Consider the following 25,547-nt stretch of genomic DNA (forward strand, 5'->3'; position numbering starts at 1 on the left):
CGGTATGAAAAAAATATGTCCATTTTCCTTGCTCTTTCTTGCACTTCCAGTATTCGGCGGCGCTGCTGGGGATCCATGTGAAAGAATTGAAACGTCCCAGCAGGTAGCACAATGCGCAGAATATAAAAAAGATCAGTCGGATAAGCTTCTGAATTTATCGTACAAAGCAACCCTGGATCGAATCAGGCACCAGTACGAAAAAGCCCCCTCGTTGGCGGATCAATACATTTCTCTGTTGAGAGGGGCGCAGCGAGAGTGGATCAAACTACGAGGCGCCGATTGCAAGCTCGAAGCTTTTGAAATAGAAGAAACCGCAGAGGCGTATCAGGTAACGATTAATAATTGTATTTCAAGGATGAGTAGTGATAGGGCGAGTTATTTGGATCGCATTGCTCCTGATATATGAATACCTCCCGGTGTGAATAAATTTAGCCCATTTTTTCTTTTTGGGCGTCAACACATAATGTGCTGTCGGATAGGTTCATTGAAAATCAATGGGGTCAGTGTCATTGATGCTTGGAAATTCCGACCCTTTCGCACTCGGCACCGCAACGTACTTGGCGTCATCTGACGCCAAGTACGAGGCCATCAGTCAGCTTACCGCTTCGATGTGGAATTGATCAGCGAGCGCCCGGATCTCGACCTGGCCAGCCTGCTGCACCAGCGTGCCTTCCTCGCCTTCAGCCCCAACGGCGACGGTATTCACGGTCTGATCCATCGCGTCGAACAGGGCGAATCCGGCAAGCGCCTGACCCGTTACCGCCTGGCCATCGTGCCGCAGCTGGCCTATCTGGCGCACCGCACCAACCAGCGCATCTTCCAGCATCTCACCGTGCCGCAGATCGTCGCCCAGGTGCTCGAAGAGCACGGCATTCACAGCGAAAGCGGCCATGTATTGGTGTTCGGCGACGATCAGACCGCCTTCGCCAGGCTCGGCCAGCCCACGCCCTATATCCAGGACAGCGGCATGACCGCCGATGATCCGGTGATCAAGCGCCTGGCCCTGCGCCTGGAAACCCGCACCCGCCGTACCACGCGCCGCGACTACGATTTCGAGCAGCCGCGCCTGCTGCTGGAAGCGGCCTACCAGGGCGAACAGGCCGGTGAGAACGACGGCCTGCCCGATCTGGAGGACTACGATTACCCCGGTCGCTACACCGACCGCTCGCGTGGCAAGCACCTGGCCAAACGTGCCCTGGAACGCCACCGCGCCGACTATCGTCAGCTCGACGGTCAGAGCGACCAGCCGCGCCTGGTCAGCGGCCATCTGCTGGAGATTTCCGAGCACTCGCGCAGCGACTGGAACGACCTCTGGCTACTCACCGAAGTGCTCCACGAAGGCAAACAGCCGCAGGTGCTGGAAGAGTCGGTGCTTAATCTCCCCTCTCCCATTCATGGGAGAGGGGCCGGGGGAGAGGGTTCATCGGGCGACACCGACTTCACCCAAGGCTACCGCAACCGCTTCCTCGCCACCCCCTGGGACGTGCCCTACCGCCCAGCTCTCGCCCATCCCAAGCCAAGAATTCTAGGCAGCCAGCGCGCCGTGGTCACTGGTCCAGCCGGCGAGGAAATCCACTGCGACGAATATGGTCGGGTGAAAGTACAGTTCTTCTGGGATCGCGAAGGCCAGGCCGACGAGAAAACCAGCTGCTGGCTACGGGTCAGCTCCAGCTGGGCCGGTGACCGCTACGGCGCCATCACCATTCCGCGCATCGGCATGGAAGTGCTGGTCACCTTCCTCGAAGGCGATCCCGATCAGCCTTTGGTAACGGGCTGCCTGTACCACGCCGAACACGTGGTGCCCTACGACCTGCCGGCGAACAAGACCCGCAGCGTCTTCAAGACCCTCAGCAGCCCCGGCGGTGGCGGCTACAACGAACTACGCACCGAAGACCGCAAGGGCGCCGAGCAGATCTACATCCACGCCCAGCGCGACTGGGACGAGAACATCGAGCACGACCAGAAGATCCGCGTCGGCTTTGAGCGCCACGATACCGTGGAGAAGAACAGCTACACCGAGCTGATGGCCGAGGAACACCTGACCGTCACCGCCGACCGCAAGGTCGAGGTCAAACCGCAGGATCACCTCACGGTGGGCACCGACCAGCACATCAAACTCGGCACCGCACAACTGACCAAGGCCGGCCGCGAGATACATCTGAAGGCCGGGCAGAAAATGGTCATCGAAGCCGGCATCGAGCTGACCCTCAAGGCCGGCGGCAGCTTCATCAAACTCGACCCCGGCGGCATCACCATCTCCGGCCCGCTGGCCAGGATCAACGCTGGTGGCTCGCCAGGCAAGGGCTCGGGGCTCAAGATCAAGCCGCCGGTACTGCCGGGCGCGGCCGATAGTGACAAGGCGGGGAGTTTGTTGGAGCAGGCAGCCGGAAACTTGGCTGCCTCCCAACCCACGAGGGAGCTAGGTAACCGATTGCGAGTACAACTCAAGCGACCATTTGAGAAGGAAGGCATAACTGGTCAGCCATACACATTGAATGTGGATGGGATTGAATATAAAGGTACCACTGCCAAGGGCGGATACGTTGACCACCCGCTACCGGATGGAACCCAAAAAGCTACTCTGACGTTCTATCCATTCGGGCAAGAGCATCAGGCATGGACATGGGAATTAGAGATTAATAAGCAAGCTCCTGCGAACGACGTTATTGGTCGGCAATCTCGGTTGAAAAACTTGGGTTTCTACGGTGGTGCATTAGATGGAATCGATGGCCCAAAGACTCAGTATGCAACACGTTGTTTCCAACGGGCATGTCAATTAACTGATAAAGATCACATAACAGTGCCTGAACAGGATCTTTTAATTAAGCAGCACAACGTGTAGGAAAGCAGCAGTATGAAATACGGAAATTTCGATCTTCGTCGAGGTGATCATGATGGAAATTCACAGCAAAATACGCCTCCATGTTGGGGGGGCGTAGACAATCCTGCTATACAGCAAGAGGCCGCAGAAACAGGGGCTGTAGGTGATGCTGGTAGTGCCGTATCACTCACGATTCCACAGCATGTTAGGCATCTACAAGAAGACTTGCGAACTCTCGGATTCGCTATTGTTGGCACCCCCGACGGGGGATTTGGTAAAGCGAGTGAGTGGGCGGTTAGGGAATTTCAGATATACGCCAGAATGTCTCATGTAGCACGAGTTAGAGAGAACAGAATTGGCCAGTTGTTGCTAACGTCCATAGGAGCGCCGAAATTAATAAATAATAGTGAGCTTTATTATGATAGCTCCGCTCACCTTGTCGTTCAGGCCGGGCAAGCGCCTAGTGGGGACGCTGATGAGCTGAAATCGTATTATGTGGATTCTCTAGAGCAAGTAGTCAATGGTCATTTGTATGCTGGCCCAGTAAGTGGAGTAGTTGATTCAGGTACTAGGTCGGCTATTGAGTTCTGGTTGGAGAATAATTACAGATGTCCAGTTGTGATTGAGGCTTGGTCGGTCAACCAGTCAGGCGCGAGGACTGCTTTGTCCAACGGCGGTTCAAATCTATGGAAGCATAATAGCTTTACAAGCAGTGCTCCGCGCATTTTTGCTCGGGATTTCACTCAATATTATATCTATCCTGCCGCTAGGCCTGCATCCCAGTATCACGCTATAGGTTACTACGATACTAAAGGTGGCCCCAATGCGACCCCAAAGCATAGTTGGGCCCCAGAGGCGGAAATGACAGTTGAAAACATACTCGGAACTCCAGTAAATCCACAGCAATTGAATACGGCTCCACTGTCTATATATCGTGTAATAAGAGTCGTTGCCGAGGCTGAATGCTATGGGCGGTTTGATGTAATCAATGCTTGGGATAATTCCTTAGTTTCTGCCGGCCCATGTCATTGGACAATGGGAGCTTCTAACGGTAGCGAATACGCTAGAGCAGAGTTTCCGGCATTCATTGCATATTTGGCTGGTCGCAGTGAGACAGGTTTTAGCAAGGCATTCGGGGATTTCGGTCTTTATCCTGAGTATGAGTGGGGTAGCGAAGATATTTATTCGTCCAGCACGAAGACATATAACTCGTGGCTCAAGTTGACTAATGAGACTTATTTGCCCTCGCAATCAAGTCACGCCGAGTCTGAGTTCAGCCAGCTTTTGAAGGCAAAGACAGAGGCGGCCTACTTGAAGAGCTGGCATTGGTTCTACAGAATCAGCATGGCTGGTAGAACTATTCCTGAATATCGGCAGGCGATGTGGGAAATGGCCAAGCAGAGAATCCGGGATATTCGAGCTAGGAGTGTTAGCTTTCAAGTTGGTACAAACACAATAAATAGCACTTTAGGTGAGATTTTTACCTCTGAAAAAGCTGTTGCTATACTTCTGCGCTGGCATGTATTTAGGCCGTCTCATGTTGTAAATCCGGCTTATGATCGTGTTACTGCAGCAATTCAAGATGCGATAGATAGCAATCCATTGATTAATTGGCAATTACAGACTTCAAATTGGGTGGACGCTCATGAGTCTGCATTGACAGAGCGTCTTCTTACTGCCGCGGTAGCTGTAAACAATACTGTGTCAACGAGTATTTTGTTCGGGGCTAACCAGCCGCAAGGGGCGGTACGTAGCGGCAGAAACACCTTCTTAATGGATGTTTAATTATGAAACTTCTAATAATTATATTGGTTCTCGCTAGCTTCACTATCAACGCGGTGGCTGGCGAAGCTGAAGCTTGCAAGGGAAACAAGGGGGTTAGGAGTTTCCTTTCCGAGTGGCATGAGAGTGGCAGTGTTACTAATATTTTGACTACTATTCAGGGCGCTGAGCTTTTAAGGGAGCGAGGACGTATTGCCTATCAAGCCGATCTTAATGGTGATGGTAATCAGGACTACATATTCGAGTCATTTGATAGTCAGGGGTCTGCTGGAGATAGGACTTTTGGGGTTTTCGTTCAATGCAAAGGATTTCTTCAATTTATAGGGGGGGATTATTTCGCAGGCGTAGAAGGGGGTGGATCGAAAAATAATGGCTACAATGATGTGATATTTTTCTCTTATCAGCGAGATAAATCGGGTGAAGTTATATATGCAGAAGGTAAGGCACTTACCAGATCGCATGTGTGGAGTTTCAATCCGAGCACTGGACGATACGAGGGTGGCATGGACTAGGTTCTGTACGAAAAGTACTGTCGTAGGCACCGCAGCGTGCAAGCCAGCGTGACCATTGCGGCAAAACTTCTTGCCAGCTTGTCGTAGCGAGTGCCGATTCTGCGGCTCTCCTTCAGCCAGCCGAACATCCGCTCGATAATGTTGCGCTGTCGGTATTTCGGGCGGTCGAACAGCCTTGGTAGTCCCGGCTTGGGCTTGCGTTTCATGGTTCGCAGCGGAATCACAGGCTGCATCCGGTAACGGTCGCAGTACTGACGCAAGTGCTCGGCATCGTAGCCCTTGTCTGCCAACAGCCAGCGGCAGCGCTTGCGAGGTCGGCCTGGCTTGCCGGGGATACGAACCTGATCCAGGAGTGCCTGAGCATTCGAGATGTCGCTGGCCTGGCCCGGCGACAGCAAAAAGCGCAGAGGCACGCCGTTGGCATCGCAGAGCATATGAATCTTGGTGGTCAGGCCACCTCGGCTACGTCCCAACGCATGGTCTACCGGCTCTTCTGGCCCCCCTTTTTCCCGGCGCCAGAAGAGGCTCGGGTTGCTCGTACCGCTGTCGAGTCGATCATCCAGGTATCCAGATCAATCAGTCCTTCCTGATTCAATCGAATCTGCAAACGCTCAAGAACTTGGTCGAACGTACCGTCATCCCGCCAGTCACGAAACCGTTGATACACCGTCGACCATGGGCCAAACCGCTCTGGCAGGTCACGCCAAGCTGCGCCTGAGCACAGGATCCAGAGGAGGCCGTTGAGCATCAGCCGGTCATCACTGCGAGGTCGCCCCATTTTCTGCTCGGGGGAAACCAGATCCGCGATCAGCTCCCAAGCTGCATCCGGGAGTTCGTAACGCTTTGCCATGCGGGCCTCCAGCCGGTCATGGCGCCGATTCTACCCGTTCGGACTTTTCGTACAGAACCTAGTGCCAAGCGCAATTGTGCGCGTACTCGCCATTCATGATGCAGGCGTGCTGTCACGCAGATTCCCCGTCCATTATCTGGCTGGTGGTGTGTTCATATACAGTTCGCGGCTATCGGGCAAATTACAACTGATGTGCTTCCCCTACCCTCGATGAACGGCATCGAAGTCATCGGCTTTGGGAGTGGCTGTTATGCCCCTGGCTTCCTGGCTGCGGTAATAGGCTTCGATGCTTAGGCGGGGATCGATCTTTGCCTGCAGGATGCAGGGCTGCTGTTGCCATTTGTGGTCGCGATTACGGGCCATGGTCTCGGCCCTGCCACGACGCTCCCACGCACGATAGGGCATGTCACGCCAGCGACGGGGTGGGCGGCCTTGCTGTTGATCATGGGCAGCGGTAACCGGATCCAAGTGGCGAAACTGTTCGAGTAGAGGCAGATCCGGCAGGGGCTGGGTGGCGTCCATGTAGCGCTGCAAGCTGTCCCAAAATGCCAGGGATTCTTCGAGATTCATGCCCAGCGACTGGAGCTTGCCGCCCAGTGCGACCTGGACATCACAGTAACGGTGATGCAACCAGATGGCGAAACCGCTGTTGCCATGAGAACCTGGACGAAATTCCAGGGTGGCGTCGAACTCGTAGAGTGGCGCCGAGAAGGGTTTGCGCCAAAAGCGACCTATGGTGAGCATGCCGGTCTGACGATTGAAACCACTGCCATCATGGGCAAAGAGACGCAAATAAAGATCCTGCAGGTAATCCCAGCCGATCAGCCCCATAAAGACGCTGAAGGCCATGGCTGCGCAGGCCAAAAACAAATTTGCTCCATGCTGGGACGTTTGGAATGTCAGTATTGATGCAGTAAGTGCAATAAAAAAGCCGATTCCTACTTGGGCCAGATAAGCTCTGGATTTTGGTGTGTCTCGCCACATAAGCCAACTACTCACACCTATCATGCATATGGAAAGAAAAACCAGTATGATTTCGGCTGTGATTTTTAATGACTCATTGCTAAAACTGGGTGTTGGAATGGTAAGCATCCAAAAAAACCACGGAGCAAATAAAATCGACCACCATTTTAAATATGGGATCAAGATCATCCACTTGCTGGAGTTTTCGAATTTCCAGCGTTTATGGTTGATATAAAGATCGTCCTCTCCCTTGCCATCGAGGAAGTTACGCATACCGGGTTGAAGTTGTGCATCGATATCCTGCCAGGGCTCCAGATGGGCATAGTGTCCCCAGCGCAGTGGTGTGCGAGTGGGGCCGTTGCGGTTGGCATCCTGCGGCCATTTGTGTGGCGGCTGGGCAGGGATAGCCGTGCTGCGGTAGGCGGACGGGGCGTAGTGATCAGATGGGGCAGGCGCATTCATTGGTCGGCGAAGTCTCGTTTGCTGATCAGCCAGTAAGCGGCTTCAACACGGGTTTCCAGATCGGCAGGCAAGCCTGGGGAGTAGGGCTGCCATTGACGTGGCGTGGGTTGCGGCAGGGTGATGCGGTTATAGCCGGGGAAGGGGTCGTTGGCATAGCACATGGCTTCCCCCAGGTGGAATTGAGCGCAGACCTTCAGGCCGTATTGGATGGTTTGCAGATTACGGCGTGGATCGCGTTGGGCGATCATCTGGTGCATGGCCGGCAACACGAACAGTAGGCGGTTGTCTTTCAGCAGCACCGCTCCCAGCTTCTCCTTATCGATCTTGATGGGGCGCTGGTTGTTCCAGCCTGAAAAATGGCTACGGGTGCGCAGGCGCTCCCAGGCAAGCAGGTTGAAATCCAGGCCATTACGAAACTGGCCGAGCAGTGGGCTGGCAATCTCCACTGCCCAATCTTCTGTGCTGAGTACGACACGCTGCTCCTGCTGGCTCACTTGTAGGCGCTGGCGGTCATCTTCGCTGGCTTGTTCTCGCCACTGCGCCATGCGTTCGATACGGACGACAGGAGCGCCCATGATACCGAGCAGTTGCTGGTAGGCCTGAAGAGGGTCATTCATTTGCTCCAGACGCTGCTGGCGACCAAACGGCCCGTGCTTGATAGCCTGCTCCAGCGGGCTGGCTGCCATCAGCACAGTGCCGACTACGCCGGCCAGCAGTAGGGTTACCCCAATACCGAGCAACCAGGGACTGGCGATAATGCCAATGGTATAGAGCGCCCATACTCCCGCGCCGCTGGCGGCCACCATATTGGCGATGGCAACTTCGTTATCGCCGTCACGAAAAGCACGGTAAGCGTCCCACGCGAATAGTGTAGCGGTGACAGCCATGGCGGCAGCGGAACCGATGCGCGATAAGTTGAGCCAATGGTTGCCCGTACGTTTCATCAGGTTTTTGGCCCAGAAACCCGAGGTGTTAAATCGTCCGCGCTCCCAGAAAACATGCCAAGGATGAGCTCCTCGTTTTGCATCCGTTAATAGTTTCAGCGCAAGATTATTGGCGGCTAAGCCAAGGTCAATGAGCGCTCCACCTGCTCCGACTCGAAATCTCCATGCTTCACTATTAATTAACTCTTTCGTCCCAACTGTATTCGCATAAAGACTATACGCTGCACACACCGTCGCCAGTATTGGGATCGTTTTGCTATTGGCCAGCGCTTTGGCCGTATCTAGTCGTGGTGCAACGCTGCGCCACTGTCTGAAATCCTCCACCAATGGATCGTTGGCTTCGGCCACTACGACCATGACCTTGCCCAGATCCTTGCTGGCGAAGCCGAGACGCTCGGCTGCCTTGGCGCTACTGGTGGCCACCGTTCTGCCTCGATTGGTCAGATTGGCGTAGTAGTAGTTGTTTCGGGTTAGGGTGAGGCGCTCGGCCGCGGTGATACCGAAGCTGACACCGCCACCGTGTACGCCCAATACCACTTTATGCTCTAGCAGTGCCTTGCCTTGAGGTAGCAATTCCAGGCCCTTGGCCTGGCTATGCAGGTGCTTGAGGGTCTTGAAGGTTGGCAGGAAGCTGCGGTGCAGTTCGACTTGGGTTACGTTCGGGCTTTCTGTTATGCGCTTGATCGCTAGCATGGTGGCGGTCGCCACATGGTTGAGCACTTCGTCAGTTGCCGCTGCCATGTTCTGGGCGATATAAGCGCCGTTTAGGAAGCTGAGGGCGCTGAGGCCGAGGCGCTCGGGGCGTATTGGCTGGCCGCTGGCAAGGTGCTGCTCCAGGCGCTCCAGGGCTTTGGGAAGCTTATCGGCCTGGGGCAGCAGGTCGCGGGTCAGCGCATGGGTGGCTTGCACCAGTTGTTTGCTGAGTTTTTCCACATCTTTGGCGACCTTGGTGTCCGCCGGCTCGATGCAGCGAGGATCACAGCTCTTGGGCGAGCATGTCAGTACCTCCAGTAGCTCTACAAGTTGCACATACGGCTCCAGCAGGCGTTCGTCCTTGCTATGCACGTAGTCCTGCCAGGCAGGTTGTAGCTGTTGCGTTAGGGCGAGTAAGCGCTCTTGTTGGCGGTAGAGTTGCTCGCGGGCTTGTTCCCGCTCGTCGTGGAGGGTGGCCTTCTTGAGTGCGGCCAAATCGACATGGTCGCGGAACTCCTTGAGCGAGCCGGCAGGCGTGAGCATTTCCTGATATAGCACTTCGGCATAACGACCAAACGACTGATGGGGAACCAGGGCATTGAGTGTTTGCAGGAGCTCTGTGCATAGCTTGGTCTGAGCGACGGCATGGCGAAGGGCGAAGATTGGGTCGTGAAGCATGATGCCGACTAGGCGTGGATAGCCACGTAGTTGATATTCGTTCAGTAGATCCTTGTTCTCAGGCAACGGCGGCAATGGCTCTGGTGCAGGTCCTTGAGTCTTGGCAGCCAATTCCTGATGGCGTTGTTGTAATTGGTTGACCAGTGAGTTGACCGGTAGCTCCGTCAGGCCAGAGGTGTAGATCAGTGGATCTTCGAGGAGCGTTTCGAAATGCAACTCGCGAGCACAGAGCCCTTTGCTGAGGCGGGTGAGTGGGATGATTGGCATGGCTTGTGTAGCTTTCCACTGCTCGGGGCCGACCACGGCAGCCGACCATGCCGGCGCGACATTCTGGCAGCGCTGCTTGATGCGACCGCTACTGGCTTCCAGCCACTCGATGTATTCCCACGTCCAGGGCAATTCGCTGTAAGCCATTTCATACTGGTCACCTACAAAGCGCCCTTGCAACAACATTGGCAGCAGCAACAGGTATTGCTTGGCGCCGACAGGTTTACGTTCATCTGCTTCGCCCCCTGCTTTGGCGATTTTGCGCCAGTGCGGCACATCTACTTCGAATAGCTGACCCTGACCGTCACTTTCCAGCTCGCGCCATAGTTTGCCTTGACAAAAAACATACAACCTGCCTGGGCGCAGCACAGCGCCTTTTGGCGCTTCTCCAAGCTTGTCGTAGCCAGGCAGTCGTCCCATGGGAACAACGGCGAGAAAGGTATTCTGTTGAATGTTTTCCTCTTCCTCGTGGCTACGCATCTGCTGCTCCACGGGAATGCGCAAGGTGCCACCGTCCTGGCGTGGCACATTCAATGCCATAGAGGCACGGCGTGAATTGTCATAGTCCGTACGCTTGCGAACACCTTGCTCGATAGGTTGATCCTTCAACTCGCTCATGCTTCTTCCTCCGGGTCGAGCAATTCAACTTGTCCGCCTTGCTCCGGGTCACCCCAGACGTCCACGATCAATTGTTGCGGCCCCGTAGCCCCTTTTTCAGTTGGAGCCGGCAACTGGTTGATATTGGCAGTGCCGGTTTTCTCGCCTACTGGTGCGGTATCGGCAGGCTTGGGCAATGTCGGCAAGATGGGCGCCGCCTCCGAGCCACTGCCCGGCGCACCGCCAGAGTTGATCTTGATCACCGGCCCCACCAGGGTCACGCCGCCGCCGTCGAGTTTGATGAAGCTGCCGCCACCTTTGAGGGTCAGTTCGCTGCCGGCTTCGAGTACGACTTTCAGGCCGCTGGAGAGGTGGATTTCCTGGCCGGCCTTGATGAATTGGCCATTGCCGAGCTTGATGTGCTGGCTGTCGCCAACGGTGAGGTGATCGTTGGCCTTGATCTCGGTCTTGCGGTCGGCGTGGGTGGTGCGGTGTTCTTCGGCCTTGAAGTGGCTGTAGGCATTGGCCTCGACCGTGTCGTGGCGCTCGTTGCCGACGCGGATCTTCTGGTCGTGTTCGATGTTCTCGTCCCAGTCGCGCTGAGCGTGGACGTAGATCTGCTCGGCGCCCTTGCGATCTTCGATGCGCAGTTCGTTGTAGCCGCCACCGCCGGGGCTGCTGAGGGTCTTGAATACGCTGCGGGTCTTGTTCGCCGGCAGGTCGTAAGGCACCACGTGTTCGGCGTGATACAGGCAGCCGGTTACCAGGGGTTGGTCGGGGTCGCCTTCGAGGAAGGTGACCAGCACTTCCATGCCGATACGCGGGATGGTGATGGCGCCGTAGCGGTCACCGGCCCAGCTGGAGCTGACGCGTAACCAGCAACTGGTTTTTTCATCCGCCTGGCCCTCGCGATCCCAGAAGAACTGCACCTTCACCCGGCCATATTGGTCGCAGTGGATTTCTTCGCCGGCAGGACCCGTGACCACGGCGCTCTGGCTGCCGAGGATACGCGGCTTGGGATGGGCCAACTGGGGGCGGAAGGGCACGTTCCAGGGGGTGGCGGTGAAGCGGTTGCGGTAGCCTTGGTGGAAGTCGGTGTCGTCCTTCCCCCCCTCTCCCCGGAGGGGCGAGGGGAGATCAAGCACCGACTCTTCCAGCACCTGCGGCTGCTTGCCTTCGTGCAGCACTTCGGTGAGCAGCCAGAGCTGGTTCCATGCCTCGCGCGGATGGTCGGTCAGGTCGAGGAAGTGGCCGCTGACCAGGGTCGGCGAGTCGCCGTCGCCCTGTGCCAGTTCGAAGTCGTGACGGTGGCGCTCCAGGGCGCGTTTGGCCAGGTGCTTGCCGCGCTCGCGGTCGGTATAGCGGCCCGGGTAGTCGTAGTCTTCCAGCTTGGGTTGGGCATCGCCGTCGGCCTTGGCTTCCAGCTGCAGGCGCGGCTTCTCGAAGTCGTAGTCGCGGCGGGTGACCTGGCTGGTGCGGGTTTCCACGCGCACGCCGAAGTGTTTGATCACTGGGTCATCGGCCACCAGGCCGGTGTCCTGCTGGTAGGCCAGCGGTGCCAGACGCGGGAACACGGTCTGGTCGTCGCCGAAGGTCAGTACATGGCCTTCGCTACTGTGCTGGAAGTGGTAGTGGATGCCTTCTTCCTCGCACAGGCGCTGGACGAAGTGCAGGTCGCTCTCGTCGTACTGCACGCAGTATTCGCGCTCGGGGTAGAGCGAGCCGAGTTGGAATTGGTAAGCGTCGGCCTGGATGCCGTGCTCTTCGAGCACCTGGCCGATGATCTTCTCCACCGTCAGGTGCTGGAAGATGCGCTGATTGGTGCGGTGTGCCAGGTAGGCCAATTGCGGCACCAGGGTCAGGCGGTAACGCGTCATGCGCTTGCCGGATTCGCCCTGGGCGATGCGGTGGATGATGCCGTGGATGCCGGCGCCGTTCTGATCGAAGGCGAGGAAGGCGCGCTGATGCAGCAGGCTCTCCAGATCGAGGTCGGGGCGTTCGCTGATCAGTTCCACGTCGAAGGCGTAAGATTGGCTGATCGCCTCGCGCCCTTTGAACTCGAGCACCTGCAGGTCGTGTTCGACACCGTCGATGCTGAGGCTGAAATGGGTCTGGTTGGCCTGGGCGAACATTCGTTGTTCCTCTCGATCATTCCATGATGGGCGCGTGGCGCGCTCCAGGTTGTAACCGAATCGGCCGCCGCGCGCTGGCAACGGTCGAGGTTTTCGGCGATTGGCCAGCGCTTTGTGCGCAGCCTGCCGAAACGCAACGGCCAGGACGATGCCTGGCCGCTGCGGTGACGCTGATGCGATCCCGGCTTACGCGGAGATCGGGGTGCGCCAGTCGTCGGAGCCGGAAGTGCCGGAGACTTCGTGGGTCCAGACGATCTTGCGATAGGTGAAGTAGACGTCTTCCAGGTGAGTGAAGTGCGCCATGTTCGGGTCCTGGCAGTTCGGCATGCGCGACTGCACGTCGACGATCACGGCGTCTTCCAGTTCGATGGTGAAGTAGTGCTCCTGGGTACCGGTGGAGGAGGTGCGGTACCACTCCAGACGGCACTTGTTCAGACGCTCGCCGGAAGTCAGGGCGTTGAAGATCAGCGGCGAGGACTTGTCGAAGACCTTGGTGATCATCAGCGGCTTGTGTACGCGCTGGCCGGTCGGCTGGCCGGACTGCGGGTCACGCGGGATGATGACCTGGTGGTTGTAGGCTTGAACCAGAATCTGGTCTTCATGACCTTCCTGGAAAATGTTGCCGACCGAGTCCTCGGTGAAGGTGCCAGCGGTGATCAGACCTTGCTTGGTGCCTTCGAGGGACAGATACGCGGGTGTTGGCATGAGTGCTCTCCTTGCCTGGGTCATGGATCGTGTTCGATCCGGGAGCCTGGGTTAAAGCGAGCGCCATGCCAGAAAGTTAAAACTCAATAAAAACAGTTAGTTGGCGTGACCGTGAGAGTGGTAATGGTCATGCTGAGTGTTAGGTCACGCTAAACTGTGCAGGTTGTTGCGCAGTGCTGCGCAGGTTATTGCGCAGCCAGCTGCAAGGCGCGTTATGACTGGGCTGCAGCGCAGCGGATGAGGGTTTATCCACAGCGCTCTGCGCAAAAACCTGCCAGGCGCATCACTCTGCCCAGTGTCGCCCGTGACGCTCCAGAAGATGCTGCAACTGCTCCGGTCCGTCGCTGCCGGCCGGGTAGGGACGGGGGCTCTGGTAGTGCTGGTGCCAACCCTGCAGGATCGGATCGACCCATTGCCAGGCCGCTTCGACTTCATCGCGGCGCATGAACAGCGTCGAGTCGCCTTCGATCACGTCCAGCAGCAGGCGCTCGTAGGCGTCCCAGCGGCGCTGCTGGTTGAAGGCATTGGCCAGGTTGAGGTCCAGCTCCACGGGTTTCAGGCGCATGCCCTTGCCGGGGTTCTTGGCCATCAGCTGCAGGCTGATGCGCTCTTCCGGTTGCAGGCGGATCAACAGCTGGTTGGCTTCGCCACCGTTGAACAGGCGGTGTGGCACCGGCTTGAACTGGATGAGAATTTCCGAGGTCTTCTTCGCCAGGCGCTTGCCGGTGCGCAGGTAGAAGGGCACGCCGGCCCAGCGCCAGTTGTCGATTTCCACCTGCACGGCGACGAAGGTTTCGGTGTCGCTGTCGTTGTCGACGTTCTTCTCGAAGTAGTAGGCCGGCACGTCATGGCCGCCGATCTTGCCGGCGGTGTACTGGCCGCGCACGGTCTTGTCCTGCACGTCGAGACCGGAGATGGGTTTGAGCGCCTCGAGTATCTTCACCTTCTCGTTGCGCACCGCTTCGGCGTCGAAGCGTACCGGTGCTTCCATGGCCACCAGGCAGAGCAACTGCAGCAGGTGATTCTGGACCATGTCGCGCATGGCACCGGCCTTGTCGTAGTAGCCGCCGCGGTTTTCCACGCCCAGGGTCTCGCATACGCTGATCTGCACATGATCGATGTGTCCGGCGCGCCAGACCGGCTCGAACAGGGCGTTGGCGAAGCGCAGCGCCATGAGGTTCTGCACGGTTTCCTTGCCCAGGTAGTGGTCGATGCGAAACACCCGCGCCTCGTCGAATACCGCGCCGATGGCGGCATTGATCGCGCGCGCCGATTCCAGCGAGTGGCCGATGGGCTTTTCCAGCACGATGCGTGCTGCCGGGCCGGCCAGGCCGGCGTTGGCCAGGTGCGCTGCGATGTCCTCGAACAGGCTCGGTGCGGTGGCCAGGTAGTAGACCCGCACGCGCCCCTCATCACGCCCCAGGCGCTTGGCCAGGCGGCCGAAATCGGCGCTCTGCGCGGCGTCCATGGCGAAGTAGTCGAGGCGTGCTGCGAAGCTTGCCCAGGTGTCGTTGGTGAAATCGGCGCGGGCGACCTGGGCACGGCAGTGACGCTCGGCCAGGGCCTGGTAGGACTCGCGGCTGTGGCTGCTGCGGGCCAGGGCGAGGATGCGCATATCGCTGTGCAGACGCCCTTCGCGGTGCAGGTGATAGAGCGCCGGCAGCAGCTTGTGCAGGGCCAGATCGCCCGTGCCACCGAAAACCAGCATGTCGCAGGGAATACTCAAGGGAAACACTCCGACTCGTTTGTGGCCAACCCTCGCAACGTACCTGCGTTTGCAGGAAAGAGGCAGGGAAGATGCTCTGAAATGTGCTTGCAGTCCGGGGCGCGTGCTCGCACCTGTGAGGGTGTTCAGCTAATTGGCAGCCGCTTGGCTGTGCGCGGGCGCGAGCTATGTAGTATAACTACAAGGTCACTACATCCGCCGACCGCCGATCATAACCGAGCCATGACTCGCCGAGCGCCGCGGTAGACCCTTTTCTGCATAGAGCCTATCTCAGTGAATCTGTTGCAACACATCGCCCAGTCGCGCCACCTGCTGCGCAAGTCCGAGCTCAAGGTGGCCGATCACGTCCTGCTCGATCCTGCATCGGTGATGCACAGCTCCATGGCCGAGCTGGCGCACAGCGTCGGCATCAGCGAGCCGACCATCGTGCGTTTCTGTCGCGCCATCGGTTGCAGCGGCTTCCAGGACCTCAAGCTGAAGCTGGCGCAGAGCCTGGCCGCCGGTGCCAGCTTCGGCCAGTTCGCGATTCACGAGGATGACTCGGTTGCCGACTTCAGCCTGAAGATCTTCGACACCACCCTGCATACGCTGATGGAAGTGCGCGAGAAGCTCGATCCCGAGGCGCTGCAGCGTGCCATCGCCGCCTGCGCCCAGGCGCAGCGCGTGGAGTTCTACGGCTTCGGTGCATCCGGCGCGGTGGCGGCCGATGCCCAGCACAAGTTCTTCCGCCTGCTGCTCAACGCAGCGGCCTATTCCGATCCGCACATGCAGGCGATGAGTGCGGTGACGCTCAAGCCTGGCGACGTGGCCATCTGCATCTCGCAGTCCGGTCGCTCCAAGGACCTGCTGATCACCGCCAATCTGGTGCGTGAGTCCGGCGCCAGCCTGATTACCCTGTGCCCGAGCCAGACGCCCCTGGCCGACCTTGCCACAGTGAATCTGGCCATCGACGTGCAGGAAGACACCGAGATCTATACCCCGCTGACCTCGCGCATCGCTCATCTGGTGGTGATTGACGTGCTGGCCATGGGCGTAGCCATGGCGCGCGGCCCGAGCCTGGTCAACCACCTCAAGAGCGTCAAGCGCAGCCTGCGCAGTCTGCGCCTGTCGCCGAAGTCGCTGCGTAGCAACGAGGATTGAGCACGCGGTTTCATCGCCTGTTCATCTGCCTGCCGTCAAAGCGTCATCTCCCGGGGCGAAGCTGGGTGCTCCAGTCCTCGTTCCGGGAGAACCGAGATGCCTCGTATCTTCGATGATGCGCAACTGCACGACCGGCCCGACGCCAAGACCCGGCGCAAACTGCAGGACCAGCGCCGGATGGCCTATCGTCGGGCCATCGAACACTATGCCGAGCAGTGTCAGCTGCAGCGCGAGCTTGCCGATTTCCCCGAGTTGCTATCTTCCGGCTATCTGCAGCAGGCCAAGCGCCGCGCCGCCTGACTTCTTTCGCCGCCCGGCCTGCCGGCAGGGCGGTCAGCTTGCCCGATTCTACGAACTTATTGCCCGGTTCTGCCGATCTCGGCGGCCGGTGGCGACAGCCACTTTTGCGCTCACTACAGTGGTGATCTGGCCCCCCTTTGTGCGGGGCGGACCGTGACTACCGGCAGCTCATGCCGGAACCATCAGACACCATCAGAACAAGGTGGGCAGACCATGATTACCCTCAATCTCAATGGCAAGGACCATGAGCTGGATGTGGCCGATGATATGCCGCTGCTCTGGGCCTTGCGCGATGTTGCCAATCTCACCGGCACCAAGTACGGCTGCGGCATGGCCCTGTGTGGTGCCTGCACGGTGAATGTCGACGGCCAGCCGACCCGCTCCTGCGTCACGCCGGTATCGGCGGTAGCCGGCAAGCGCATCAGTACCATCGAGGCGGTCGGCGAGGATGCCGTGGGCAAGGTCGTCCAGGAAGCCTGGCGTCAACTCGACGTGGTGCAGTGCGGCTATTGCCAGTCCGGTCAGATCATGGCGGCCACTGCGCTGCTCAGCGCCAACAAGGCGCCGAGCGATGCCGATATCGACGCGGCCATGAGCGGCAATATCTGCCGCTGCGCCACCTATGTGCGGATTCGTGCCGCGATTCATCAAGCTGCCGAACAACTGGCCTGAGGAGGCGCGTCATCATGGGCAAGATCGAAACCCCCGATAGCACCACGCGCGGCATTCTCAATCTGAGCCGGCGCAGCCTGCTCAAGGGCACCGGTGGCCTGGCGCTGGGCATCTTCTTCGCACCGCTGCTGCGCGGTATGGACGCGCTGGCGGCAGGTGGCCCGCTGGAGCCGAACGCCTTTGTGCGCATCGACCTCGACGGCACGGTGACCGTGCTGGCCAAACACCTGGAAATGGGCCAGGGCAGCTACACCGGCCTGGCCACCCTGTTGGCCGAAGAGCTGGATGCCGACTGGGACAAGGTGCGCGTCGAAGGCGCGCCGGCCGATGTGAAGCGCTACAACAACCTCGCCTTCGGGCCGATGCAGGGCACGGGCGGCAGCACCGCCATGGCCAACTCCTGGGAGCAGATGCGCAACGCCGGTGCCACCGCCAGGGCCATGCTGGTGGCCGCAGCAGCACAGCGTTGGGGCGTCCCGGCGAGTGCAATCAGTGTCGACAAGGGCGTGGTCAGCCACGCCGGCTCCGGTCGCAGCGCCGATTTTGGCGAACTGGTCGAGGCAGCGGCCTCGCTGCCGGTGCCCGAGCAGGTGCGGCTCAAGGATCCGAAGGATTTCAAGCTGATCGGCAAGCGCGAGCTGCGCCGCAAGGACAGTCAGGGCAAGACCGATGGCAGCGCCGTCTTCACCCAGGACTTCAAGCTGCCCGGCATGCTGGTGGCCATGGTCGCCTACCCGCCGCGTTTTGGCGGCGTGCCGCGCAAGGTGGACAGCAGCAAGGCCAAGGCTGTGCGGGACGTGGTCGAGGTGGTGGAGTTTCGCGATCTGCCCCATGGCCGTTCGGGTGTCGCCGTGCTGGCGAAGAACACCTGGGCGGCGCGGCAGGGGCGTGACGCGCTGGTGATCGAATGGGACGAGAGCAACGCCTTCACCCTCGGCAGCGAGGAGATTCTCGCCCAGTACCGCGACAGCGCCGGCAAGCCGGGGCGGCCGGCGGCGAGCACGGGTGACGCCGATGCGGCCCTGGCCAGGGCGGCAAGAACCATCGAGGCCGACTACGAGTTCCCCTATCTGGCCCACGCGGCGATGGAGCCGATGAACTGCCTGGTGAAGCTCTCCAGCGACCGCTGCGAAATCTGGAACGGCGAGCAGTTCCAGACCGTCGACCAGGCCATCATCAGCAACTATCTGGGCTTCAAGCCCGAGCAGGTTTCCCTGACCCAGCTTTATGCGGGCGGCAGTTTCGGCCGTCGCGCCAGTTCGCTGTCGGACTATCTGCTGGAGGCGGTGGCGATCACCAAGGCCGCCCGCGAGAAGGGTACGGATGCGCCGGTGAAGATGGTCTGGACGCGTGAGGACGACACCCGTGGCGGATTCTTCCGTCCGCTGTACCTGCATCGTGTGCGCATCGGTCTGGACGAGGCCGGCAAGCTGCAGGCCTGGCACAACCGCATCGTCGGCCAGTCGATCATGACCGGCACCTCGATGGAGCCGTTTATGGTCAAGGAAGGTGTCGACCATACCTCGGTCGAGGGGCTTTCCAACCTGTCCTATGCGGTACCCAATCTGCAGGTGGAGCTGAACACGCCGACCAACATCAGGGTGCCGGTGCTGTGGTGGCGCTCGGTCGGCCATACCCATACCGCCTATGTTGCCGAGACCATGATCGACGAGGCCGCTGTCGCTGCCGGGCAGGACCCCTACGCCTTCCGCCATGCGCTGCTGGAAAGCCACCCGCGTCATCGCGGCGTGCTGGAGCTGGCCGCCAGGCAGGCCGGCTGGGACAAGCCGCTGGCCGCAGGTGGAGAAGGCGAGAAGCGCGGCCGAGGCATTGCCGTGCATGAGTCGTTCGGCTCGTTCGTGGCGCAGGTCGCCGAGGTAACGGTGACGGCCGACGGCAGCTACAGGCTCGATCGCGTGGTCTGCGCGGTGGACTGCGGTATCGCCATCAACCCGGATGTGATCAAGGCGCAGATGGAAGGAGGCGTCGGCTTCGCTCTTGCCGCTGCACGGCACAGCGCGATCACCCTGAAGGAAGGACGGATCGAGCAATCGAATTTTCACGACTTCCAGGTGCTGCGCATGAACGAGATGCCCAAGGTCGAGGTGCATATCCTGCCGTCCGCCGAGAACCCGAGCGGCGTCGGTGAGCCGGGTGTGCCGCCGCTGGCGCCCGCCCTGGCCAACGCCCTGTTCGCGGCCACCGGTGTGCGTCTGCGCAAGCTGCCGTTCCCGGCGCAGATCAAGGCCTGAAGTCGGTTGCGGTAAACGAGGCGCCCGGGCAAATGCCCGGGCGTTTTCATTTGGGATGTTTATATGGGCGATCCTTGGGCGGTTGATCGCGGCTGAAGCCGCTCCTAGCGAATTACGCCAGGGGCAGATTTGAGGCCATTCGCGGATCGCTCTGCGTAGGAGCCGCTTCAGCGGCGAGCTTTTCAGGTGTGGATCGCGGCGAAGCGGAGTGCCGGCCAACCGCTCCTGCGAAGTTGCAGGTCCGTAGACCGGGCGCAATCCGGAGTTTCTATCAGGAGGCGGTCAGTCTGGCCGCGCTTTCGAGCTCGCTGCTGTCCTGCGGTGTTGGCGTATGGATTGCCGTCTGGCGATGCTTGAGCATGCCGCCGTTGCGCTGGTTGATGGCGGCCGTCATCTCGGCCAGGATCGCCGTGGCCACGCTTTCAGGCGTGTCACCGCCGATATCCAGGCCGATGGGGTAGTGCAGGCGCTCCAGCGCCGGCAACTGCTCGGTGTGCTGGCAAATTTCCTCCAGCAGGCGTTCTGTGCGGTCACGCGGACCCAACTGGCCGATATAGGCGGGCGAGCCCTGCAGTACGCTGCCCAGCCAGTGACGATCCTGGCTGTAGCTGTGGCTCATGATCGCCACCATGGCGCCGTTGGTGAGCGTGTGCAGGTCATAAGGCGGCTGTGCATCGACCTGCAGCACGGCGTCGGCGTCGGGAAAGCGCTCGGCGCGAGCGAAATGGGCGCGGCCATCGACCACTGTGACGTGCCAGTCCAGCAGTCTTGCCATATGCGTCAGCGGCTGGGCGTCATGCCCGGCGCCGAAGATCACCAGGCGTCGCTGCGGCGCCAGGTATTCGCAGAACACCTCGATCTCGCCACGTGCGTCACGGTAGTTGCGCAGTGAGGAGTAGCCATCGGCCAGGGTTCGCTGCAGGTCGGCGCGCACCTCGGCGTCGAGTTCCGGGTCGAGCAGGCGGCCGCTGTCGCCGAGCGATGGGTGCAGGGACAGGCGATCGCCGACACGCACGCGGGCGTTGCGGTAGCTGCCGATCACCGTGGCGAGCGCACCGGCCTGGCCGCTTGCGCGCACCTGGCGCAGCAGTTCGAGCACGGCCAGCGGCCTTTGTGCGCTGTGGCGTTCGAGCAACACATGCACGGTGCCGTTGCAGCCGAGGCCGAAGGTCAGGGCGGCGTCCTGGTCGTCATCGTCTTCCTCGGTCGCTGTGCTGTAACGGCGGATCACGGCTTCTCCGCCGTCGGTCAGCCACCACGCCTTCTTCGCCACTTCGGACTCCAGGCAGCCGCCGCTGATTGTGCCTACCGTGCCGCCAAACAGCGGGATCAGCATGCGCGCGCCGGGGCGGCGATAGGCCGAGCCTTCGACCTTGACCACCGTGGCGAGCACGGCCTGGCCATTGTCGCGTTCGAGCGTGCGGACGGCATCGAGCAGGGCGCTGATTCCCGACAGCATAGGTTTCTCCCAGGCAGGTTTTGGTGAAGCGATCCCAGGATGGCAATGTCCCGCATCCCGGGCAGGGTGGGTTAGGCCGATCCTGCGAGATCCTTGCCCGATCCTGCGCTGCCGGCCTGAAAACGCTCGGCCAGCTTGACGATATGCGCGCGCTCGGTGCGGATGAAGTCGACGAAGGCCTGCGCTACCGGTGACAGGCGCCGGCCACGGATATTCACCACGCACCAGCTGCGCTGCAGCGGCAGTTCGGCCACTGGCAGCTCGCGCAACAGGCCGTACTGCAGCTCAAGGCGCACGGCATGGCGTGGCAGCAGGGCGATGCCCAGCCCTGCCAGGGCCGCTTCGCGTTGTGATTCCAGCGAACCGATCTCCAGCGTAAGCGGGAAATGTGCACGTTTCTGATGACAGTACTCCTCGCAGGCGCGGCGCGTTCCCGAGCCGCTTTCGCGAATCAGCAGCGGATAGGCTGTGAGGTCCTGCAGCTGCAGGCTTTCCGCCTGGCACAGCGGGTGATCCGGTGGCGCCACGGCGATGATCGGGTTGTTGAGAAAGGGCATGAAATCCAGCGCCATGTCCTGTGGCACCTGGCTCATGATCATCAGGTCGTCGCGGCTCAGGGTCAGGCGGCGCACCACCAGGGCGTGGTTGACCACCGTGAGGTTGAGGCTGACTTCCGGGTAATTGCGGCGAAAATCGGCGAACAGGTGGGGAATGAAATACTTGGCGCTGGACTCAACGCACAGGTTGAGCTGCCCCTGCAGTGAGCCCTGCAGGTCGGAGAGCTGCATGTCCAGGCTTTCCAGGCGGCCGAAGATATCGCCGCTGGCGCGGCGTAGCGCTTCGGCGGCTTCGGTGAGGTAGAGCTTCTTGCCGACATACTCGAACAGCGGCTGGCCCACCAGATCCTCCAATTGGCGAATCTGCAGGCTCACGGCCGGCTGGGTCAGCGCCATTTCTTCGGCAGCGCGGCTGTAGGAGCCGTGCTCGCACACGGCCCGGAACACCTGAAGCTGACGCAGGGTCATGCGCAGCAGGGTCTTACGCACGTTTTCATCCTCGGTTGATCGGTGCATAAGTAATTACTTATGCACGATCTAATAATTATTCATTTTTGTTAATTCGTATAGCCGGCTAGGGTTTCACCACGTTTTGCAACCAACTGTTGCAGCGACCTTGCAGCTCTGGCTGAGGACTGGATCGTGATACGAAAGATACTGATCGCCAACCGTGGTGAAATTGCCGTCCGCATCGTGCGGGCCTGCGCCGAAATGGGCATTCGCTCGGTGGCTATCTATTCCGAAGCCGACCGCCATGCATTGCATGTGAAGCGTGCCGACGAGGCACACAGCATTGGCGAAGATCCTTTGGCCGGTTATCTGAACCCGCGCAAGCTGGTCAATCTGGCGGTTGAAACCGGCTGCGATGCGCTGCACCCCGGCTACGGTTTCCTTTCCGAAAACGCCGAACTTGCAGAGATCTGCGCCGAACGCGGGATCAAGTTCATTGGTCCGAGTGCGGAAGTCATCCGCCGCATGGGCGACAAGACCGAAGCGCGCCGCAGCATGATCGCCGCTGGTGTGCCCTGCACCCCCGGCACCGAAGGCAATGTCGCCGACCTCGCCGAGGCCCTGCGCGAAGCCGAGCGCATCGGCTATCCGGTGATGCTCAAGGCCACCAGCGGTGGTGGCGGCCGCGGCATTCGTCGTTGCAACAGCCGCGAAGATCTGGAGCAGGCCTACCCGCGGGTGATCTCCGAGGCGACCAAGGCCTTCGGCAGCGCCGAAGTGTTCCTGGAAAAATGCATCGTCAATCCGAAGCACATCGAGGCGCAGATCCTCGCCGACAGCTTCGGCAACACCGTGCACCTGTACGAGCGCGACTGCTCGATCCAGCGCCGCAACCAGAAGCTGATCGAGATCGCCCCGAGCCCGCAGCTCACCCCCGAGCAGCGCGCCTATGTCGGCGACCTGGCGGTACGTGCCGCGCAGGCGGTGGGCTACGAAAACGCCGGTACCGTGGAGTTCCTCCTCGCCGAGGGCGAGGTGTACTTCATGGAGATGAACACCCGGGTGCAGGTGGAGCACACCATCACCGAGGAAATCACCGGTATCGACATCGTTCGCGAGCAGATCCGCATCGCCAGCGGCCTGCCGCTGTCGGTCAAGCAGGAAGACATCCTCCACCGTGGCTTCGCCCTGCAGTTCCGCATCAACGCCGAGGACCCGAAGAACAACTTCCTGCCCTCGTTCGGCAAGATCACCCGCTACTACGCCCCCGGCGGCCCAGGCGTGCGTACCGACACGGCGATCTACACCGGCTACACCATTCCGCCCTTTTACGACTCGATGTGCCTGAAGCTGATCGTCTGGGCGCTGACCTGGGAAGAGGCGATGGACCGCGGCCTGCGCGCGCTGGACGACATGCGCGTGCAGGGTGTGCGAACCACCGCGCCCTATTACCAGGAAATCCTGCGTAATCCGGAATTCCGCAGCGGCCAGTTCAACACCAGCTTCGTCGAAAGCCACCCGGAACTGACCCAGTACTCGATCAAGCGCAACCCGTCGCACCTGGCCATCGTCATCGCCACCGCCATCGCCGCCCACGCGGGCCTGTAGGGGACATCATGAGCAAGAAGATCACCGTTACCGACACCGTCCTGCGCGATGCCCACCAGTCGCTGCTGGCGACCCGCATGCGCACCGAGGACATGCTGCCGATCTGCGACAAGCTCGACCGCGTCGGCTACTGGTCGCTGGAAGTCTGGGGGGGCGCCACTTTCGATTCGTGCGTGCGCTTCCTCAAGGAAGACCCGTGGGAGCGTCTGCGCCAGCTCAAGGCGGCGCTGCCCAACACTCGCCTGCAGATGCTGCTGCGCGGGCAGAACCTGCTCGGCTACCGTCATTACAGCGATGATGTGGTCCGTGCCTTCGTTGCCAAGGCGGCGGTCAACGGCATCGACGTGTTCCGCATCTTCGATGCGATGAACGACGTGCGTAACCTGCGCGTGGCCATCGAGGCGGTGAAGGCCGCCGGCAAACACGCCCAGGGCACCATCGCCTATACCACCAGCCCGGTACACACCACCGACGCTTTCGTCGCTCAGGCCAAGGCCATGCAGGCCATGGGCATCGATTCCATCGCCATCAAGGACATGGCCGGTCTGCTCACGCCGTACGCCACCTTCGAACTGGTCAAGGCGCTGAAGAGCGAAGTCGATTTGCCGGTGTTCATCCACAGCCACGACACCGCTGGCCTCGGCGCCATGTGCCAGCTCAAGGCCATCGAAGCCGGTGCAGACCACATCGACACCGCCATCTCCAGCCTGGCCTGGGGCACCAGCCACCCGGGCACCGAGTCGATGGTCGCCGCGCTCAAGGGCAGCCAGTACGACACCGGCCTGGACCTGGAGCTCATCCAGGAAATCGGCATGTACTTCCATGCCGTGCGCAAGAAGTACCACCAGTTCGAGAGCGAGTTCACCGGCGTGGACACCCGCGTGCAGGTCAACCAGGTGCCGGGCGGGATGATTTCCAACCTGGCCAACCAGCTCAAGGAGCAGGGTGCGCTGAACCGCATGAACGAGGTGCTGGAAGAGATTCCGCGCGTGCGTGCCGACCTCGGCTACCCGCCGCTGGTGACGCCGACCTCGCAGATCGTCGGCACTCAGGCGTTCTTCAACGTGCTGGCCGGCGAGCGCTACAAGACCATTACCAACGAAGTGAAGCTGTACCTGCAGGGCCGTTACGGCAAGGCGCCGGGCAAGGTCGACGAGCAATTGCGCAAGCAGGCCATCGGCAGCGAGGACGTTATCGACGTGCGCCCGGCCGACCTGCTCAAGCCCGAGCTGGCGCGCCTGCGTGAAGAGATCGGTAGCCTGGCCAAGTCCGAAGAGGACGTGCTGACTTATGCCATGTTCCCGGACATCGGCCGCAAGTTCCTGGAAGAGCGCGAAGCGGGTGAACTCAAGCCTGAGCCTCTGCTGCCGATCCCGAGCGGCAAGGGTGTGGCGGTTGCCGATGAAGGCGTGCCGACCGAGTTCGTGGTCGACGTGCACGGCGAAACCTACCGTGTGGATATCACCGGTGTCGGCGTCAAGGGTGAGGGCAAGCGTCACTTCTACCTGTCGATCGACGGCATGCCGGAAGAAGTGGTGTTCGAGCCGCTCAACAGTTTCGTTGCCGGAGCCGGCGACAAGCGCAAGCAGGCCAGCGCGCCGGGCGATGTGTCCACCACCATGCCGGGCAACATCGTCGATGTACTGGTCAAGGAAGGTGACACGGTCAAAGCCGGTCAGGCTGTACTGATCACCGAAGCGATGAAGATGGAAACCGAAGTGCAGGCGCCGATTGCCGGCAAGGTCAAGGCCGTTCACGTGGCCAAGGGCGACCGCGTCAATCCGGGCGAAGTGCTGGTGGAAATCGAAGGTTAACCTCTATGGAGCCCGGCCTGTTGGATGGGCAAGTTTGACGGGGCGTAACCCGGGCTCCTTTTTTATTCGTCGGCGTCCCTGAGGGGGCGCCCAGGGTTTGAGAACCGGGAGCCGCAAGGCTCCTTTTTTGGCGCTTTTCCACGGCCATGCCCCGCGTGCGCGA

General features: G+C 60.2%; 17 protein-coding genes and 1 pseudogene. 10 read left to right on the top strand and 8 right to left on the bottom strand.

Going from position 1 to position 25,547, the window contains the following annotated elements:
- The first annotated feature begins 4 nt into the window (after positions 1-4).
- The 4 genes and pseudogenes from OEG79_RS00580 to OEG79_RS00595 all read left to right on the top strand — a co-directional run bounded on the left by OEG79_RS00580 (position 5) and on the right by OEG79_RS00595 (position 5,115).
- Positions 5-406, top strand: coding sequence for a lysozyme inhibitor LprI family protein (locus OEG79_RS00580; RefSeq protein ID WP_264148760.1), 402 nt, complete (start codon positions 5-7; stop codon positions 404-406).
- A gap of 192 nt (positions 407-598) precedes the next feature.
- Positions 599-2,842: pseudogene (gene tssI, locus OEG79_RS00585) on the top strand (type VI secretion system tip protein TssI/VgrG); the annotation flags it as partial.
- A 12-nt stretch (positions 2,843-2,854) separates the two neighbouring features.
- The gene (locus tag OEG79_RS00590; RefSeq protein WP_264146972.1) at positions 2,855-4,606 is read left to right on the top strand and encodes a peptidoglycan-binding domain-containing protein; all 1,752 of its coding nucleotides are present in this window, start codon (positions 2,855-2,857) and stop codon (positions 4,604-4,606) included.
- Positions 4,607-4,608: 2 nt separating this feature from the next.
- The gene (locus OEG79_RS00595) at positions 4,609-5,115 is read left to right on the top strand and encodes a hypothetical protein (protein WP_264146973.1); all 507 of its coding nucleotides are present in this window, start codon (positions 4,609-4,611) and stop codon (positions 5,113-5,115) included.
- Here OEG79_RS00595 and OEG79_RS00600 read toward each other — a convergent pair.
- The 6 genes from OEG79_RS00600 to zwf all read right to left on the bottom strand — a co-directional run bounded on the left by OEG79_RS00600 (position 5,112) and on the right by zwf (position 15,114).
- Positions 5,112-5,965 (bottom strand): IS5 family transposase gene (locus tag OEG79_RS00600; RefSeq protein ID WP_264145361.1). Its coding sequence is split into 2 segments (ribosomal slippage): positions 5,112-5,623 and positions 5,623-5,965, totalling 855 coding nucleotides; the frame shifts between segments, so codons are not numbered across the junction. The two genes, OEG79_RS00595 and OEG79_RS00600, sit on opposite strands and share 4 nt — an antisense overlap.
- A 201-nt stretch (positions 5,966-6,166) precedes the next feature.
- Entirely contained in the window at positions 6,167-7,390 is a 1,224-nt protein-coding gene (locus OEG79_RS00605) for a hypothetical protein (protein WP_238338882.1), read from the bottom strand.
- Complete coding sequence (locus OEG79_RS00610; RefSeq protein WP_182369264.1) at positions 7,387-10,590, bottom strand: hypothetical protein; 3,204 nt, start codon at positions 10,588-10,590, stop codon at positions 7,387-7,389. The genes OEG79_RS00605 and OEG79_RS00610 overlap by 4 nt, the downstream gene beginning before the upstream one ends.
- Positions 10,587-12,701: a type VI secretion system tip protein TssI/VgrG gene (gene tssI / locus OEG79_RS00615; RefSeq protein WP_264146974.1), complete on the bottom strand. Its 2,115-nt coding sequence runs from the start codon at positions 12,699-12,701 to the stop codon at positions 10,587-10,589. The genes OEG79_RS00610 and tssI (OEG79_RS00615) overlap by 4 nt, the downstream gene beginning before the upstream one ends.
- 186 nt (positions 12,702-12,887) lie before the next feature.
- Complete coding sequence (locus OEG79_RS00620; protein ID WP_003241180.1) at positions 12,888-13,406, bottom strand: Hcp family type VI secretion system effector; 519 nt, start codon at positions 13,404-13,406, stop codon at positions 12,888-12,890.
- Between the two features lie 283 nt (positions 13,407-13,689).
- Positions 13,690-15,114 carry a glucose-6-phosphate dehydrogenase gene (zwf, locus tag OEG79_RS00625; RefSeq protein ID WP_264148761.1) on the bottom strand — a complete coding sequence of 475 codons (1,425 nt, stop codon included), beginning with the start codon at positions 15,112-15,114 and terminating at the stop codon, positions 13,690-13,692.
- 291 nt (positions 15,115-15,405) lie between these two features.
- Here zwf and hexR point away from each other — a divergent pair, with 291 nt between their 5' ends.
- The 4 genes from hexR (at position 15,406) to OEG79_RS00645 (ending at position 19,496) form a co-directional block, all read left to right on the top strand.
- Entirely contained in the window at positions 15,406-16,272 is an 867-nt protein-coding gene (gene hexR, locus OEG79_RS00630; RefSeq protein WP_264146975.1) for a transcriptional regulator HexR, read from the top strand.
- A gap of 96 nt (positions 16,273-16,368) precedes the next feature.
- Positions 16,369-16,572 carry a PA3496 family putative envelope integrity protein gene (locus OEG79_RS00635; RefSeq protein ID WP_264146976.1) on the top strand — a complete coding sequence of 68 codons (204 nt, stop codon included), beginning with the start codon at positions 16,369-16,371 and terminating at the stop codon, positions 16,570-16,572.
- A 213-nt stretch (positions 16,573-16,785) separates the two neighbouring features.
- A complete protein-coding gene (locus tag OEG79_RS00640) occupies positions 16,786-17,244 on the top strand; it encodes a (2Fe-2S)-binding protein (protein WP_264146977.1) in 459 nt (152 codons plus the stop codon).
- 14 nt (positions 17,245-17,258) lie between these two features.
- Positions 17,259-19,496, top strand: a complete 2,238-nt coding sequence (locus OEG79_RS00645) for a xanthine dehydrogenase family protein molybdopterin-binding subunit (protein WP_264146978.1) — start codon at positions 17,259-17,261, stop codon at positions 19,494-19,496.
- 271 nt (positions 19,497-19,767) lie between these two features.
- On the opposite strand, the gene OEG79_RS00650 is transcribed toward OEG79_RS00645, so the two are convergent.
- Together OEG79_RS00650 and OEG79_RS00655 are read right to left on the bottom strand one after the other, a co-directional pair.
- Positions 19,768-20,955, bottom strand: coding sequence for an XdhC family protein (locus tag OEG79_RS00650; RefSeq protein WP_264146979.1), 1,188 nt, complete (start codon positions 20,953-20,955; stop codon positions 19,768-19,770).
- 71 nt (positions 20,956-21,026) lie between these two features.
- A complete protein-coding gene (locus OEG79_RS00655; protein WP_318840826.1) occupies positions 21,027-22,001 on the bottom strand; it encodes a LysR family transcriptional regulator in 975 nt (324 codons plus the stop codon).
- 153 nt (positions 22,002-22,154) lie between these two features.
- On the opposite strand from OEG79_RS00655, the gene OEG79_RS00660 reads away from it, so the two are divergent.
- Positions 22,155-23,570: an acetyl-CoA carboxylase biotin carboxylase subunit gene (locus tag OEG79_RS00660; protein WP_264146980.1), complete on the top strand. Its 1,416-nt coding sequence runs from the start codon at positions 22,155-22,157 to the stop codon at positions 23,568-23,570.
- An 8-nt stretch (positions 23,571-23,578) separates the two neighbouring features.
- Positions 23,579-25,384: a sodium-extruding oxaloacetate decarboxylase subunit alpha gene (gene oadA, locus OEG79_RS00665; protein WP_264146981.1), complete on the top strand. Its 1,806-nt coding sequence runs from the start codon at positions 23,579-23,581 to the stop codon at positions 25,382-25,384.
- Positions 25,385-25,547 lie beyond the last annotated feature (163 nt).

The sequence above is a fragment of the Pseudomonas sp. Z8(2022) genome (assembly GCF_025837155.1).
GTDB lineage: Bacteria > Pseudomonadota > Gammaproteobacteria > Pseudomonadales > Pseudomonadaceae > Aquipseudomonas.

Excerpts from the sequence above, each read along its gene's own strand:
- OEG79_RS00605 (WP_238338882.1), bottom strand. The coding sequence starts at position 7,390 with ATGAATGCGCCTGCCCCATCTGATCACTACGCCCCGTCCGCCTACCGC.
- tssI (WP_264146974.1), bottom strand. The coding sequence starts at position 12,701 with ATGTTCGCCCAGGCCAACCAGACCCATTTCAGCCTCAGCATCGACGGT.
- OEG79_RS00645 (WP_264146978.1), top strand. The coding sequence starts at position 17,259 with ATGGGCAAGATCGAAACCCCCGATAGCACCACGCGCGGCATTCTCAAT.
- OEG79_RS00650 (WP_264146979.1), bottom strand. The coding sequence starts at position 20,955 with ATGCTGTCGGGAATCAGCGCCCTGCTCGATGCCGTCCGCACGCTCGAA.
- OEG79_RS00610 (WP_182369264.1), bottom strand. The coding sequence starts at position 10,590 with ATGAGCGAGTTGAAGGATCAACCTATCGAGCAAGGTGTTCGCAAGCGT.
- OEG79_RS00590 (WP_264146972.1), top strand. The coding sequence starts at position 2,855 with ATGAAATACGGAAATTTCGATCTTCGTCGAGGTGATCATGATGGAAAT.
- OEG79_RS00580 (WP_264148760.1), top strand. The coding sequence starts at position 5 with ATGAAAAAAATATGTCCATTTTCCTTGCTCTTTCTTGCACTTCCAGTA.
- zwf (WP_264148761.1), bottom strand. The coding sequence starts at position 15,114 with ATGCTGGTTTTCGGTGGCACGGGCGATCTGGCCCTGCACAAGCTGCTG.
- oadA (WP_264146981.1), top strand. The coding sequence starts at position 23,579 with ATGAGCAAGAAGATCACCGTTACCGACACCGTCCTGCGCGATGCCCAC.
- OEG79_RS00635 (WP_264146976.1), top strand. The coding sequence starts at position 16,369 with ATGCCTCGTATCTTCGATGATGCGCAACTGCACGACCGGCCCGACGCC.
- OEG79_RS00620 (WP_003241180.1), bottom strand. The coding sequence starts at position 13,406 with ATGCCAACACCCGCGTATCTGTCCCTCGAAGGCACCAAGCAAGGTCTG.
- OEG79_RS00640 (WP_264146977.1), top strand. The coding sequence starts at position 16,786 with ATGATTACCCTCAATCTCAATGGCAAGGACCATGAGCTGGATGTGGCC.
- OEG79_RS00595 (WP_264146973.1), top strand. The coding sequence starts at position 4,609 with ATGAAACTTCTAATAATTATATTGGTTCTCGCTAGCTTCACTATCAAC.